At 73.1% G+C, this 14448-nt stretch carries 13 protein-coding genes; 8 read left to right on the forward strand and 5 right to left on the reverse strand.

Annotation, left to right across the window (positions count from 1 at the left end; genetic code table 11):
- Positions 1-19 precede the first annotated feature (19 nt).
- Positions 20-1552, reverse strand: coding sequence for a CRTAC1 family protein (locus tag ACQ5SO_RS18350; protein WP_430943093.1), 1533 nt, complete (start codon positions 1550-1552; stop codon positions 20-22).
- Positions 1542-2759, reverse strand: coding sequence for an ROK family transcriptional regulator (locus ACQ5SO_RS18355; RefSeq protein ID WP_430943094.1), 1218 nt, complete (start codon positions 2757-2759; stop codon positions 1542-1544). The genes ACQ5SO_RS18350 and ACQ5SO_RS18355 overlap by 11 nt, the downstream gene beginning before the upstream one ends.
- Before the next feature lie 166 nt (positions 2760-2925).
- Between ACQ5SO_RS18355 and xylF the strand changes: the two genes are divergently transcribed.
- The 7 genes from xylF (at position 2926) to ACQ5SO_RS18390 (ending at position 11593) form a co-directional block, all read left to right on the forward strand.
- Positions 2926-3942: a D-xylose ABC transporter substrate-binding protein gene (gene xylF / locus ACQ5SO_RS18360; RefSeq protein ID WP_430943095.1), complete on the forward strand. Its 1017-nt coding sequence runs from the start codon at positions 2926-2928 to the stop codon at positions 3940-3942.
- A gap of 143 nt (positions 3943-4085) precedes the next feature.
- Positions 4086-5360, forward strand: a complete 1275-nt coding sequence (locus ACQ5SO_RS18365; RefSeq protein ID WP_430943104.1) for a sugar ABC transporter permease — start codon at positions 4086-4088, stop codon at positions 5358-5360.
- Between the two features lie 3 nt (positions 5361-5363).
- Positions 5364-6128: an ATP-binding cassette domain-containing protein gene (locus tag ACQ5SO_RS18370; protein WP_430943096.1), complete on the forward strand. Its 765-nt coding sequence runs from the start codon at positions 5364-5366 to the stop codon at positions 6126-6128.
- 80 nt (positions 6129-6208) lie between these two features.
- Complete coding sequence (gene xylA / locus ACQ5SO_RS18375) at positions 6209-7513, forward strand: xylose isomerase (protein ID WP_430943097.1); 1305 nt, start codon at positions 6209-6211, stop codon at positions 7511-7513.
- Positions 7514-7534: 21 nt separating this feature from the next.
- Positions 7535-8986 carry a xylulokinase gene (xylB, locus tag ACQ5SO_RS18380; protein WP_430943098.1) on the forward strand — a complete coding sequence of 484 codons (1452 nt, stop codon included), beginning with the start codon at positions 7535-7537 and terminating at the stop codon, positions 8984-8986.
- Positions 8987-8989: 3 nt separating this feature from the next.
- Positions 8990-10309 carry a cytochrome-c peroxidase gene (locus tag ACQ5SO_RS18385; protein ID WP_430943099.1) on the forward strand — a complete coding sequence of 440 codons (1320 nt, stop codon included), beginning with the start codon at positions 8990-8992 and terminating at the stop codon, positions 10307-10309.
- Between the two features lie 42 nt (positions 10310-10351).
- On the forward strand, positions 10352-11593 hold the full coding sequence (locus ACQ5SO_RS18390) for a TIGR03862 family flavoprotein (RefSeq protein ID WP_430943100.1): 1242 nt from the start codon (positions 10352-10354) through the stop codon (positions 11591-11593).
- 185 nt (positions 11594-11778) lie between these two features.
- On the opposite strand, the gene ACQ5SO_RS18395 is transcribed toward ACQ5SO_RS18390, so the two are convergent.
- Complete coding sequence (locus ACQ5SO_RS18395; RefSeq protein WP_430943105.1) at positions 11779-12168, reverse strand: secondary thiamine-phosphate synthase enzyme YjbQ; 390 nt, start codon at positions 12166-12168, stop codon at positions 11779-11781.
- Between the two features lie 78 nt (positions 12169-12246).
- On the opposite strand from ACQ5SO_RS18395, the gene ACQ5SO_RS18400 reads away from it, so the two are divergent.
- Complete coding sequence (locus tag ACQ5SO_RS18400; protein ID WP_430943101.1) at positions 12247-12663, forward strand: PaaI family thioesterase; 417 nt, start codon at positions 12247-12249, stop codon at positions 12661-12663.
- Positions 12664-12734: 71 nt separating this feature from the next.
- Here the strand turns inward: ACQ5SO_RS18400 and ACQ5SO_RS18405 are convergent, their stop codons facing one another.
- On the reverse strand, positions 12735-13349 hold the full coding sequence (locus tag ACQ5SO_RS18405; protein WP_430943102.1) for an MlaC/ttg2D family ABC transporter substrate-binding protein: 615 nt from the start codon (positions 13347-13349) through the stop codon (positions 12735-12737).
- Positions 13350-13357: 8 nt separating this feature from the next.
- Complete coding sequence (locus ACQ5SO_RS18410; RefSeq protein WP_430943103.1) at positions 13358-14095, reverse strand: MlaA family lipoprotein; 738 nt, start codon at positions 14093-14095, stop codon at positions 13358-13360.
- Between the last annotated feature and the right edge of the window lie 353 nt (positions 14096-14448).

Below are 14448 nucleotides of genomic sequence, written 5' to 3' on the forward strand. Positions count from 1 at the left end.
CGGCGCGGCGCGGGGCGCCTCAGCGCGTGCGGGAAAGGCGCAGGACGGCGTTCGGGCGCGCCTCCTGCCACGCCGTCGTCTCGCCGCCCGGCCAGGTGATGCGCAGCTGCGCCGCCTTCGCATCGCCAAGGCCGAAATGCTGGAAGCCCGCATGGCCCCCCGCATGGCCGCCGCCCACGGTGATCTCCCGCGTGTGCAGGCGCCCGGCGGCCTTCACCTCGATCACCGCGCCGACGGCGTCAGGGTTGGGGCCGGGCTGGGACGCCTCGACCAGCAGCCAGCCGCCCCCTTCGGTCACGTTCCGCCAGACCTCCATCGGCGCGCGGCGGTTGACGACGGCGAGGTCGAGCCGCCCGTCATTGTCCAGATCCACCAGCGCCGCCCCGCGCCCGCGCGCCATGGAGGCGACGCCCGCCGCCACCGAGGCCTCGGCGAAGGTCCCGTCCGGGCGCTGGAGCAGCAGCGAATTGGGGTCCTCCATCGCCGCGTCCGGCATCTGCTCGACATTGCCCTTGGCGACGAAGATGTCGTCCAGCCCGTCATTGTCGACATCCCCGAAGGCCGCGTGCCAGCCGGTCGAGGGCCGCCCGTCGCCGCCCGCATGGGGGCGGTGGGCGGTCGCGCCCCGCTCCCACCGCGCCTCGCGCCAATGGGGGCGGGCCGGGTCGCCGTCGAAAAGCTGCAGCTTCTGGTCGCCCATCGAGGTCAGGTACAGCTCGGGGAAGCCGTCCTGGTCGAGATCGCGCGAGGCGATGCCCATGCCCCAGAGCGCGTATTCCGCCCAGCCCTCCTCCTCGGTGTACAGGCGCGGCGCGGCCTCCATCGCCCACATCTGCTCCTGCCCGCCGCGGACGTAGTAATGGCGGTCGTTGGAGACCCGCAGATCCGCCCGCCCGCTCCGCGACCAGTCGGAAAACAGCAGCGAGAGCGCGCAATACCCCGGCGCCAGCGTGATCGGCGGGCCGTAGGCGCCGCCCTCGGGGCGGTAGAGCAGCGGCGCGTCGCAGGCCTCGAACGGGCCCTTCGGATCGGCGCGGTCCACATAGGTTCCGAAGGCGAGGGTGGGCCGTGCCGCCTCCCCTTCCCAGGTGGCCGAGAAGGCGGTGGTCCAATGGTCCCCGGAGGTGAAGCCGAGCGCGCCGGGGAACGGCTCGAACCCGCAGTCCGGCAGGCCGCGCAGCAGGATGTCCGGGCCGACCCGCAGGATGGCGAGGTCGAGCCGCCCGTCCCCGTCCACGTCCAGCGGATAGGCCCCGGTGACGCCGGTGAGCGCCAGCGCCGGGGGCGTGTCGGCCTCGAACCGCAGGCCCGGCCCGGGGATGTTGCGCAGGAGCGTCGCGGGGGTCGTCCCGCCTGCCGCATAGAGTTCCGGCCGCGCGTCGCCGTCGCAGTCGAAGGCGGCGACGCCCCCGCCGACGAAATGCTCCCACCCGCCGTCATAGACGTGGCTGGGAACCGGGACGGGGACGAAGCGCGGCGCGCCCGCCGCCGCGGTCCCGGCGGCCAGGGCGGCGGTCAGGGCGGCGGCCAGCGCCAGCGCCTTACGCCGCATCCGCCGCCCCCAGCGCCCGGATCTTGAGGATCGAGACCATCTCCACCCCGTGCGCCGCCGCCCCGCGCGCCCACATCATCTCGTTGAGGTTGCGCACCGTGATCCCCGGCAGCGGCGCGTCCACCTGCACCGTGTTCCGGCGCAGCGCGTCCAGCATCGCCTCGGAATAGGGGTGGTCGAACGGGGGGCGCGAGCGGGCCAGAACGATGTGCTCGGGGTCGAACAGGTTCACCAGGTTGGCCAGCGCGACGCCCAGCGTGCGCGACGCGCGGTCCATCACCTCCTGCGCCGCGGGATCGCGCGCGGCGGCGGCGGCGAACAGGCCCGGCAGCGTCTGCGCGCCCCCATCCGGCCGCGGCGGCGCGGCGCGCAGCAGCGCGTAATCGCCCACGTAAGCCTCGAGGCAGCCGCGCTGGCCGCACTGGCAGGGGGCGCCGTCGACCTGCACCTTCATGTGCCCGAACTCCCCCCCGCAGCCGCGCGCGCCGCGATGGAGCCGCCCGTCCAGCACGATGCCCATGCCCACCCCGTGCTCGATGGTGACCACGAGGAAGTTGCGATAGCCGCGGCCCGCGCCGAACAGCTGCTCGGCCTTCGCCACCAGGTTGGCGTCGTTGTCGAGGAAGGCCGGGCAGGGCAGGGCGCGCGCGAAGATCGGCCCGAAATCGACATTGCGTTCGATGACCGACGACGACCAGTGCATGAACCGCGCCCCGGCGTCGACGAAGCCGGGCAGGCCGATGGAGGCGCCCGCGATCCGCTCCTGCGCCAGGCCCAGCGCGGCGCAGGCGCCGTCGAGGGCGCGGCGCACCTCCTCGGCCAGGGTCTCGGCGGGCATCCGCGAGGCGGCGAGCGGGTGGTGATGGGCGCCGATCTCTCGCCCCTGGAAATCGACGATGCCGACAAGGATCGCCTCGCGCGCCACCTTCAGCCCGGCGATGGCGAAGGCCTCGCGCTCGAGCTCCAGCATCACCCGCGGGCGGCCGCGCTGCACCCCGCTTGCGGGCGGATCGGCCGGGGTCTCGCGGATCAGCCCGGCCTCCAGCAGCGCCGCGCAGGCCGAGGTGACGGTGCCGGGGCTCATGTCCAGCGCCCGGGCGATGTCGGTGCGCGAGATGCGCTCGGCCGAACGGATGCATTCCAGCACCCGAAGCCGCGTCGCGTCGCGCGCGTCGAGCCCCGCATCCGGGGCGTCCTCCCTGGTCATCGCCTGCGGCTCCTCCCCTCGTTCCAGCCGGACCATACATTTTTCACCCGCTGAAGAAAATAAAATTCAGCCGCTGAAAAAAATGTGCAACATGGGGCCGCCGGCGGCGATTCGACAGGGAGGTCGGGCGCGTGCAGGCCAGACATGCCAACCGGGAGGGAACCGCATGAAACTCTTCGCAGCCTCTGCATTCGCCGTGCTGATGGGCACCGCCGCCTGGGCCGACGTGACCGTCGGCGTGAGCTGGTCGAACTTCCAGGAGGAGCGCTGGAAGACCGACGAGGCGGCCATCGTCGCAGCCCTGAAGGAGGCGGGGGCCGAGTACATCTCCGCCGATGCGCAGTCCTCCTCGAGCAAGCAGCTCTCGGATATCGAGAGCCTGATCGCCCAGGGCGTCGACGCGCTGATCATCCTCGCGCAGGACACCCGCTCCATCGGCCCCGCGGTGCAGGCCGCCGCGGATGAGGGCATCCCGGTGATCGCCTATGACCGGCTGATCGAGGACGGCTCGGCCTTCTACCTGACCTTCGACAACGTGGAGGTCGGGCGGATGCAGGCGCGCGCCGTGCTCAAAGCCCAGCCCAAGGGCAATTACGTGATGATCAAGGGCTCCCCGACCGATCCCAACGCCGACTTCCTGCGCGGCGGCCAGCAGGAGGTGCTGCAGGCGGCCATCGACGCGGGCGACGTGACGATCGTGGGCGAGGCCTATACCGACGGCTGGCTGCCCGCCAACGCGCAGCGCAACATGGACTCGATCCTGACCGCCAATGACAACAAGGTCGACGCGGTGGTGGCCTCGAATGACGGCACCGCCGGCGGCGCCGTCGCGGCGCTGACCGCGCAGGGCATGGAAGGCATCCCCGTCTCCGGCCAGGACGGCGACCACGCCGCCCTCAACCGCGTCGCCAAGGGCACGCAGACCGTGTCGGTGTGGAAGGATGCGCGCGACCTCGGCCGCGCGGCCGGAGAGATCGCCGTGGCCCTCGCGGGCGGCGCGAAGATGGGCGACGTGGACGGGGCGCAGTCCTGGACCTCGCCCTCGGGGACCACGATGACGGCCAAGTTCCTCAACCCGATCCCGGTGACGGCCGGGAACCTGTCGCTGGTGGTGGATGCGGGCTGGATCACGAAGGAGGCGCTCTGCCAGGGCGTCTCGGGCGGCCCCGCCCCCTGCAACTGATCCAAGCCTGACCCGGGCGCGGCCCCCATGGGCCGGGGGCCGCGCCCAATACCCACCGACGGGCCCTCTTCTCCACCGACAGGGAGGAACGCGACGTGAGCGACGCAAGCACGGGCGCCGAGACGGGCGCCGCTTCGGGCGCGCTGCCGGCGCAGGCCGGGCGCAGCCTGTTCCAGAAGCTCGAGATCGACATGCGCCTGCTGGGCATGATCGGCGCCTTCATCGCGCTGTGCATCGGCTTCGACGTGGTGACCGAGGGGCGGTTCCTGACCCCGCGCAACGTGTTCAACCTGTCGGTGCAGACGGTGTCGGTGGCGATCATGGCCTGCGGCATGGTCTTCGTGATCGTCACCCGCCATATCGACCTGTCGGTGGGGGCGCTGCTGGCGACCTGCTCGGCCATCATGGCGATGACGCAGACCGAGCTTCTGCCCAACGCGCTGGGCCTGGGGCTGAACCACCCCGCGACCTGGCTGGTCACCATCCTCGTCGGGCTGCTCTCGGGCGCGCTGATCGGCGCCTTCCATGGCTGGCTGGTCGGGTACCTGGCCATCCCCGCCTTCATCGTCACGCTGGGCGGGTTCCTCGTGTGGCGCAACGTGGCCTGGTACCTGACCGACGGGCAGACCATCGGCCCGCTCGACGCCAATTTCATGCGCCTCGGCGGCTCCGGCGGCACGCTGGGCGAGGCGGCGAGCTGGGGGCTGGGCCTCGCGCTGACCGCGGGCGCGCTCTGGGCGCTGTGGGCCGCGCGCGCGGCCCGGGCGCGGCATGGCTTCGCGGTCAAGCCGCTCTGGGCCCATGGCGTGCTGTCGGGCGCCGCCGCGGCTTCCATCCTCGGCTTCGTCGCGGTGCTCAACGCCTACGAGATCCCGCAGCGGCGGCTCGAGCGGATGTACGAGGCGCGCGGCGAGGCGATGCCCGAGGGGCTGGGCGCGGTCGGCTACGGGCTGCCGTTCTCGGTGCTGATCCTGGTGGTGATCGCGGTGGCGCTGACCGTCGTCGCGCGGCGCACCCGCTTCGGGCGCTATGTCTTCGCGACGGGGGGCAACCCGGACGCGGCCGAGTTGTCGGGCATCAACACCCGCAAGCTGACGGTGAAGGTCTTCGCGCTGATGGGCGCGCTCTGCGCCGCCTCGGCGGTGGTCGCCTCGGCGCGGCTTGCGAACCATTCCAACGACATCGGCACGCTGGACGAGCTTCGGGTCATCGCCGCGGCGGTGATCGGCGGCACGGCGCTGTCGGGCGGGATCGGCACGATCTACGGGGCCATCCTCGGGGCGCTGATCATGCAGGCGCTGCAATCGGGCATGGCCATGGTCGGGGTCGACGCCCCGCTGCAGAACATCGTCGTCGGCGTGGTGCTGGTGCTCGCCGTCCTCATCGACATCCTTTACCGCAAGCGCCTGGGGGCCTGAGCCATGATCGACAGAAGCGGAACCCCCCTGGTGGAGATGCGGGACATCTCCATCGCCTTCGGCGGCGTCAAGGCGGTGGATCGGGTGAGCGTGGACCTGTATCCGGGCGAGGTCGTGGGCCTGCTGGGCCATAACGGCGCGGGCAAGTCGACGCTGATCAAGATCCTCTCGGGCGCCTACCAGAAAAGCGCGGGCGAGATCCTGATCGACGGCAAGCCGGTCGAGATCGCCAACCCCCGCGACGCGCGCGCCAACAATATCGAGACGATCTACCAGACGCTGGCGCTGGCCGACAATCTGGACGCGGCCTCGAACCTGTTCCTGGGGCGCGAGCTGGTCTCGCCCCTCGGCCTTGTCGACGATGCGGCGATGGAGGCGGAGTGCCGCCGGATCATGGGGCAGCTCAACCCCAACTTCCAGAAGTTCCACGAGCCGGTCTCGGCGCTTTCGGGCGGCCAGCGGCAGTCGGTGGCGATCGCGCGGGCGGTGTATTTCAACGCCCGCATCCTGATCATGGACGAGCCGACCGCCGCCCTCGGCCCGCACGAGACGCAGATGGTGGCCGAGCTGATCCAGCGGCTGAAGGCGCAGGGGATCGGGATCTTCCTGATCGACCACGACGTGCACTCGGTGATGAAGCTCTGCGACCGGGCCTCGGTGATGAAGAACGGCAAGCTGGTCGGCACGGTGGAGATCCCCGACGTCACCGATGACGACCTCTTGTCGATGATCATCCTCGGCAAGACGCCCGAGCGCGCGGGCGCCTGAGCCCCGGGCGCGCCCCCCCTCTTCCGCCGCGCCGCCTCCCCCGGCGCGGCGCCTCTCTCGCCTTCCCAAGGATGCCTCCCATGAGCACCGGCTTCTTCGACTCCGTCCCCGCCATTCCCCATGACGCCGGGTCCGACGCCCCCATCGCCTTCCGGCACTACGACCCGGACGAAATCGTGCTCGGCAAGCGGATGGAGGACCACCTGCGCTTCGCCGTCGCGTACTGGCATTCCTTCGCCTGGGAAGGGGGGGACCCGTTCGGCGGCCAGACCTTCATCCGCCCCTGGCACCCGCAGGACGACATGGGCCGCGCCAAGCTCAAGGCCGACGTGGCCTTCGAGATGTTCGAGCGGCTCGGCGTGCCCTTCTTCTGCTGGCACGACGCCGACCTGCGCCCCGAGCAGGGGGATTTCGCCGGCAACCTCGCCACGCTCGAGGAGATCACGGACTATATCGGCGAGAAGATGGAGGCCTCGCGCACGCGCCTTCTGTGGGGCACGGCGAACATGTTCAGCCACCGGCGCTGGATGGCCGGCGCCTCGACCAACCCGGACCCGGAGGTCTTCGCCTTCGCCGCCGCCACGGTGAAATCCTGCATGGACGCGACCCACAAGCTCGGGGGGGAGAACTACGTCCTCTGGGGCGGGCGCGAGGGCTACGAGACGCTGCTCAACACCGATCTCGGGCAGGAGCTCGACCACATGGGCCGGTTCCTGTCGATGGTGGTCGAGTACAAGCACAAGATCGGCTTCAAGGGCGCGATCCTGGTGGAGCCGAAGCCGCAGGAGCCCTCCAAGCACCAATACGACTTCGACGTCGCCACCTGCATCGGCTTCCTGCGCAAATACGGGCTGGAAGACGAGGTGAAGCTGAACATCGAGCAGGGCCATGCCATCCTCGCCGGCCATTCCTTCGAGCATGAGCTGGCGCTGGCCGCCGCCGAAGGCATGCTCGGCTCCATCGACATGAACCGCAACGACTACCAGTCGGGCTGGGACACGGACCAGTTCCCCAACAACGTGCCCGAGGTGGCGCTGGCCTATTACCACGTGCTGAAGGCGGGGGGCTTCACCACCGGCGGCACCAATTTCGACGCCAAGCTGCGCCGCCAGTCGCTGGACCCCGAGGACCTGCTGGCCGCCCATGTCGGCGGCATGGATGTCTGCGCCCGCGGGCTGAAGGCGGCCGCGGCGATGATCGAGGATGGCGGGCTTGAGGCCGCGCTGGAGGACCGCTACGCCGGGTGGCGCAGCCCCGAGGCGCAGGCGATGCTGGGCAGCGACCTCGCCTCCATCGCCGCGAAGGTGCTGGAGCAGGGGATCAACCCCGCGCCGCGCTCCGGGCGGCAGGAGATCCTCGAGAATTACGTCAACCGCTTCGTCTGAGGCGGGGGAAGGAACACCGCCATGTATCTTGGACTGGACCTCGGGACCTCGGGCCTGCGCGGCATCCTGGTGGATGAGGGGGGCGCCGTGCGCGCCGAGGCCGAGGCGGCGCTGGTCGTCTCGCACCCCCATCCCGGCTGGTCCGAGCAGGACCCCGCCGCCTGGATCGGCGCCCTCGAGGCGGTGGTCGCGCAGCTGCGGGCCGGGGCGGGGAGCGCCTTCGCCGACCTGCGCGGCATCGGGATGAGCGGGCACATGCACGGCGCCACGCTGGTGGGGCAGGATGGCGCGCCGCTGCGGCCCTGCATCCTGTGGAACGACACCCGCTCGCATCTTGAAGCCGCGGCGCTGGACACGGACCCGGCGATGCGCGCGGTGACCGGCAACATCGTGTTCCCCGGCTTCACCGCGCCCAAGCTGATATGGGTGGCGAAGCACGAGCCGGAGGTCTTCGCGAAGGTCGCCAAGGTGCTGCTGCCCAAGGACTTCCTGCGCCTCTACCTGACCGGAGAGATGGCGTCGGAGATGTCCGACGCCGCCGGGACCGCCTGGCTCGACGTCGGCGCGCGGGACTGGTCGGACGCGGCGCTGGCGGCGGGCGGGATGCGGCGCGACCAGATGCCGTCGCTGGTGGAAGGCTCGGCCGAGAGCGGCCGCCTGCGGGGCGATTTGCTGGCCTCCTGGGGCCTGTCGCAGCCGGTCGTGGTTGCGGGCGGCGCGGCGGACAACGCGGCGGCGGCCTGCGGGGCGGGGTGCCTCGGGGAAGGCTCGGGCTTCGTGTCGCTGGGCACCTCGGGCGTGCTGATGGCCGGGCGGGACAGCTTCAGCCCGGCGCCGGAGACCGCCGTCCACAGCTTCTGCCACGCCGTGCCGGGGCGCTGGTACCAGATGGGCGTGATCCTCGCCGCCACCGACAGCCTCAACTGGCTGGCGAAGAACCTCGGGCAGGGGGCGGGGGCGCTGGCCTCGGCGCTGCCCGACGCCGCCGGGGCGCCGGGCTCTGCCATCTACCTGCCGTATCTCTCGGGCGAGCGGACGCCGCACAACGACAGCGCCATGCGCGGCGCCTTCGTGGGGCTCGACGTCTCGATGGGTCCCGAGGCGCTGACCCGCGCGGTGATGGAGGGGGTGGCCTTCGCGCTGCGCGACAATCTCGAGGCGCTGCGGGGGGCGGGCGCGCGGCCCGGCACGCTGCTGGCGGTGGGCGGGGGGGCGCGGTCGCGCTACTGGCTCGGCGCCGTGGCCAACGCGCTGGACCTGCCGCTGGCCCTGCCGAAGGGCAGCGAGCTGGGCGCCGCCATGGGCGCCGCGCGGCTGGCGATCTGCGCCGCCACGGGCGCGGCCCCCGAGGACGTGATGACACCGCCCGAGACTTCGGAGATCATCGCCCCCGACCCCGCCCACCGCGCGGCGTGGGAGGACGGCTACGCCCGCTACCGCGCGCTCTACCCGGCGCTCAAGGCGGTGCTGTAAGGGATGCGCGGGGGACGCCTGATCGGGGCGGCCCTCGCCGCGCTTGCCCTCGCCGCCCCCGCGGCGGGGGAGGGGGCGGGGCTGCCCGATCTGGGCCCCCGCCCGGTCTTCGCGGCGCCCGACCCGGCGCGGGCGGCGCTCGGCCAGCTGCTGTTCTACGACCCGATCCTCTCCGGCAACCGGGCCGTCAGCTGCGCCACCTGCCACCACCCGCGCTTCGGGACCTCGGACGGGCTGGCGCTGGGGATCGGCGACGGGGGGCTGGGCCTTGGCCCCGACCGCCGCCCCGACCCCGAGAACCCGCCCGAACAGCGGGTTCCGCGCAACGCGCAGGCGCTGTGGAACCTCGGGGCCGCCGAATTCACCCGCTTCTTCCATGACGGGCGGCTCGAGGCCGACCCGTCCCGCCCCGGCGGCATCCGCACGCCGCTGGGGGCGGAGATGACCGCGGGCTTCGCCTCGCCCCTCGCCGCGCAGGCGATGTTCCCGGTGCTGTCCCCGGACGAGATGGCCGGGCATTACGCCGAGAACGAGGTGTCCAAGGCCGTCCGCCAGGGGCTGCTGAGCCAGGAGGGCGGCGCCTGGGACCTGATCGCCGCGCGGGTCGGCGTCCTCCCCGGCTACCGGGCGCGGTTCGACGCCGTGCTGCCGGGGCAGGAGATCACCTTCCACGCCATCGCCAACCTGCTGGCCGATTTCATCGCCCATGAGTGGCGGGCGGATGACGCCCCCTTCGACCGGGCCATGGCCGGGGGCGCGCCGCTGGACCCCGCGGCGGCGCGCGGCATGGCGCTGTTTTATGGCGAGGCCGGGTGTTCCGCCTGTCATTCCGGCTGGCTGCAGACCGACCACGGCTTCCACGCCATCGCCATGCCGCAGCTCGGCCCCGGCAAGGCGGCGCGGTTCGAACGCCACGCCCGCGACACGGGCCGGATGCGGGTGACGGGGCGGGCCGGGGACGCCTACGCCTTCCGCACGCCGAGCTTGCGCAACGTGACCCTGACGGCGCCTTACGGCCATGACGGGGCCTATGCGACGCTGGAGGGGGTGATCCGCCACCACCTGGCGCCCGCCGAGGCCCTGCGCGCCTGGGACATCGGGCAGGCGCCCCTGCCGCCCCTGCCGGGCGCCGTCGACGACCGCGCCGCGGGCGACGCCGCCGAGATCGAGGCCATCGCCGCCGCCGCGGCGCTGCCCCCCCGGGCGCTGTCGGACGCGCAGGTGGCCGACCTGGTCGCCTTCCTCCACGCCCTCGAAGACCCGACCGAGCGGCTGGGCGTGCCGGAGGCCGTCCCCAGCGGCCTGCCGGTGGTGGGCCGCTAGCCGCCGCTTCCCCTGCGGGCCGCCTCGGTCTATGCAGCGCCCATGTCCGCACCCGCTCCCACCCCCGAACAGGTCCCCGCGCTGGTCATCGGCGCCGGTCCCGCCGGTCTCGCCGCCGCCGAGGCGCTGGGCGCGGCGGGCATCCCCTGCGTGATCGCCGAGGCGCTGCCCTCGCCCGCCCGCAAGCTGCTGATGGCGGGCAAGTCGGGGCTGAACCTGACCAAGGCGGAGGACGAGGCCCGCTTTCGCAAGGCGTATGGCGACGCCGCCCCCCGCCTCGCCGCCGCGCTGGACGGGTTCGGGGCGCAGGCGCTGCGCGACTGGGCCGACGGGCTGGGGGCCGAGACCTTCGCCGGGCCCTCGGGGCGGGTGTTCCCGAAGGTGATGAAGGCCTCGCCGCTCCTGCGCGCCTGGCTGGCGCGGCTGGCCGGGCAGGGGGCCGCGCTGCGCACCCGCTGGCGCTGGGTCGGGCTGTCTGGGGACGCGGGGGCGCCCGTCTTCCTGTTCGAGACGCCGGAGGGCCCGCGCGCCATCGTCCCGAAGGCGGCCGTCCTGGCGCTGGGGGGCGCGAGCTGGCCGCGCCTCGGCTCCGACGCCGCCTGGGTTCCGCTGCTGGAAGGCGCGGGCGTCCCCGTCGCCCCGTTCCGCCCCGCCAACATGGGGTTCGAGGCCGCGTGGTCGGCGCCCTTCGCGGAGCGCTCGGCGGGCGAGCCCTTGAAGGACGTGCGCCTCGTCGTGACCCGCGCGGGCCGCGTGGCGGCGGAGGCGCGGGGGGAATGCGTGGTCTCGGGCTATGGGCTGGAAGGCGGCGCGGTCTATGCGGTCGCCGCGGCGCTGAGGGGCGCGCTCGAGGCCGGGGATGGCGCGCTGGCGCTGGACCTGGCGCCGGGGCGCAGCGCGGCGCAGATCGCCGCGGCGCTGGCGAAGGCGCGGCCCAAGGACAGCCGGGCGACGCGGCTGCGGAAGGCGAAGCTGGCGGGGGTGAAGGCGGGCCTCCTGCGCGAATGCGCGCCCGATGCGGCGACGCCCGGGGCGCTGGCGGCGGCGGCCAAGGCGCTGCCGGTCCCGGTGCTGCGCCCGCGCCCGCTGGCGGAGGCGATCAGCGCCGCGGGCGGCGTGCGCTGGGACGCGGTGGATGACGGGCTGATGCTGCGCGCCCTGCCGGGCGTGTTCCTGGCCGGGGAGATGCTGGACTGGGAGGCGCCGACGGGCGGCTACCTTCTGACGGCCTGTTTCGCCACGGGGCGGCTTGCGGGCGAAGCGGCGGCGCGGCGCGTGGGCTGAGGGCGCGGGCCTCCGGTCGGCTGCGCCTTCCTTCGGCGGGGCGCCTGACGGCGCCGGGCGCGGGCGGCGGATGCGGCGCGAGAGGGCGAGAAACGGCGCGTACGGCCAGGGGCCTCCGGTCGGCTGCGCCTCCCTCCGGCGGGGGGGGCGCCCGGCGGCGCCCGTCAGCTCCCCATGCCGCCCCGTCAGCTCCCCACCAGGTGCAGCGCGATCTCGCGCCGGTGGGGGCGGTCGCGATGCTCCCACAGGTAAATGCCCTGCCAGGTCCCCAGCGCCAGCCGCCCGCCGATCAGCGGGACCGAGAGATGCACCCCGCTCAGCACCGTGCGCAGGTGGGCGGGCATGTCGTCCGGCCCCTCGCAATCATGCACCCAGCCGAAATCGCGCGGGGCGAGCCGGTCCATCCCGCTCTGCAGATCCACCTGCACGTCCGGGTCCGCATTCTCCTGGATCGTCAGCGAGGCCGAGGTGTGGCGGCAGAGCAGCGTCAGCAGCCCCTCCGCCATCCCCTGCGCCGCGACCCACTCCGCGACATCGCGCGTGACGTCCCGCAGGCCCGGCCCGCCTGTTCGCACCTGCAAGATACCGGTCGCCTGCCGCATCCCGTTCATGTTAGTAAGCTCCCCTGACCAATCATCACGGAGACCCCGAGCGTGCGCGATCTGCCCGACGACCTCGACTGGCGCCTGCTGACCGACAACGGCTTCACCGACCATCTCGGCCCGACCTGGTTCGCGAAACTGTCCGAGGACGAGTACGTCTTCCGCCTCGAGGTCGAGCAGAAGCATATCAACGCGGGCGGGGTCTGCCACGGGGGCGTGTCGCTCTCGCTCCTGGACAACGGCATGGGCGGCGCGGCCTGGGAAGCGGGGGGCCGCAAGCCCTGCGCGACGATCGAGCTCGACAGCCATTTCCTCGCCGCCGCCAAGCTGGGCCAGACGCTCGAGGGCTGGGCCAAGGTGCTGCGCTGCACCTCGGGGCTGGCCTTCATGGAAGGCGGGCTTTCGGCCGGGGGGCGCGAGACGATGCGCGCGCGCGGCGTCTGGAAATATCTCGACATCGGGAAATGAGAAAAGGCGGGGCCGCGCGGCCCCGCCTTTTTCATCCTCGCCCTTGCGCGCCCCGGCGCCTGCGCCGCGGGTCAGCCCGCGCGCAGGTCGGCGATCAGCTGGTCCACGTCGCCGCCGCGCTTGTCGAGCATGGCGGCGAATTCCTGGCGCTGGCTCTGGAGCATCGACAGCCCCTCGATCACCACGTCCACCAGCTGCGGGCCGCTCCCGCCGCGGTCCGAGACGAGCCATTCCACGGCCACGTCCTCGACCCCCTCGCCGCGGGCGGTGGAGGTCACGAGGATCCCCTTGCGGCCGAAATCCTGCACCTGCCCGATCTCGATCCGCTGGCCGGAATAGGAGGACAGGAGTTCGGAATAGACCCGCGCGACGTAATCGAGGAACGCGTCCTCCATCGCCGCCTGCTGCGCGCCCGACATGTCGCGCCAGGTGGCGCCCATGATGAAGCGGACCACCGAGGGGACGGCGGCGCGGCGCGCGAACAGGGCGCGGAAGCCGCTCTGCTGCTCGGGCGCGGGCTTGCCCGATTCCACGAGCGAGACGACCTCGTCCACCACCTGGCGCACGAAGCCTTCGGCCTCGGTCTCGGTCAGGGCGGCGGCGCGGCCGGGGGCGGCCGCGAGGGCCGCCGAGGCGGTGATCAGCGCCAGCGCGGCGCGGCGGGAAAGGGGGCCGGAAAGGGCCATGGCTCGGTTCACTCCTGGAACACGTCGGGGAGGGACTCGGCGGTCGCGCCGCCCGCGACCGCGCGGCGGCGGATCTGCAGGTAGGCGGCGCGGGTCGCGACGTAGCTGTCCTCGGATTCGTACAATGCCCGGTCCACCGCGTCGAAATTGCGGCTGCGGGCGTCGGTCACGTCGAGGGCGCGCCGACCGATCGTCGCGGCGGCCGGAACGCCCGCGGCGGCGGCGGCGACGCCGACCGGGTCGAGGATCGCGTCGACGATGGTCCCGGCGAAGTCGCGCTCGGTCTTCGGGCCGAGGAACGGGACGGCGAGATAGGCGCCCTCCTCCGCCCCGGCGCGGGCGAGGGTGATGCCGAAATCGGTCTCCTCGGGCGGCAGGCCGAAATCGGTGGCGGGGTCGAGCACGCCGAGGCCGAGCACCAGGTTGATGCCGAGGCGCAGCGTCTGGCGCCCGGCGGCCATCACCTCGCCCTGGGCGAGGTGGTTGACCACGTCGCCGGGGGTGTCGAGCGTGTTCAGCCCGTTGCCGACGAGGTGCTTCACGAGGTCCGGCGCGACGAAGTCGTAGAGCAGCGCGGCGGGGCGCAGCGCGACCATGTCGAGGCCGGTGTTGAAATCGTGGATCTCGCGATTCGTCCCCTCGTAGGGGTCGTGCGCGAAGGCCTTCGGATCCTCGGGGGTGGAGCAGGCGGCCAGCCCGGCCAGCGCGGCCGCGGCGGCCGCCTTGATCATCGCATTCAACGTCACGTCTGCACCATCCTTCTTCGGCCCCGGTCCCCGGGCGCCGTCACCCCAAGCGTTCCCGCCCCGCGCGGGCCGCGCGCATGGACCCCGCCGCGCGCGCCTGTCGAAACTCAAGCCGCCAACTTAGGAGGGGCGGCGGGGGGCGCAAGCCGTATCACGGTCGCGTCCCGGCCCCGTGTCCGACTGTTGCGGCGCAGAAACAAGGGCGCCCGCGGCCCCTCGCCGCGGCGCGCCGCCGCCGCGGCCCCTGCGTCGCCGGGGGCCTTCCCTCCCCCCCCCAAGGGGGGGGGGGGGGGGGGAAAACAAACCTTGCCCCCCCCCCCCCCCCACCCCCCCTCCCTTTGCACACCCCCCCC

The organism is Rhodovulum sp. DZ06 (assembly GCF_050586345.1).
Classification (GTDB): domain Bacteria; phylum Pseudomonadota; class Alphaproteobacteria; order Rhodobacterales; family Rhodobacteraceae; genus JBOCEF01.

Bases quoted from the DNA above. Each gene is read 5' to 3' on its own strand.
- ACQ5SO_RS18355 (WP_430943094.1), bottom strand. From the start codon at position 2,759: ATGACCAGGGAGGACGCCCCGGATGCGGGGCTCGACGCGCGCGACGCG.
- ACQ5SO_RS18350 (WP_430943093.1), bottom strand. From the start codon at position 1,552: ATGCGGCGTAAGGCGCTGGCGCTGGCCGCCGCCCTGACCGCCGCCCTG.
- xylB (WP_430943098.1), top strand. From the start codon at position 7,535: ATGTATCTTGGACTGGACCTCGGGACCTCGGGCCTGCGCGGCATCCTG.
- xylF (WP_430943095.1), top strand. From the start codon at position 2,926: ATGAAACTCTTCGCAGCCTCTGCATTCGCCGTGCTGATGGGCACCGCC.
- ACQ5SO_RS18390 (WP_430943100.1), top strand. From the start codon at position 10,352: ATGTCCGCACCCGCTCCCACCCCCGAACAGGTCCCCGCGCTGGTCATC.
- xylA (WP_430943097.1), top strand. From the start codon at position 6,209: ATGAGCACCGGCTTCTTCGACTCCGTCCCCGCCATTCCCCATGACGCC.
- ACQ5SO_RS18385 (WP_430943099.1), top strand. From the start codon at position 8,990: ATGCGCGGGGGACGCCTGATCGGGGCGGCCCTCGCCGCGCTTGCCCTC.
- ACQ5SO_RS18370 (WP_430943096.1), top strand. From the start codon at position 5,364: ATGATCGACAGAAGCGGAACCCCCCTGGTGGAGATGCGGGACATCTCC.
- ACQ5SO_RS18405 (WP_430943102.1), bottom strand. From the start codon at position 13,349: ATGGCCCTTTCCGGCCCCCTTTCCCGCCGCGCCGCGCTGGCGCTGATC.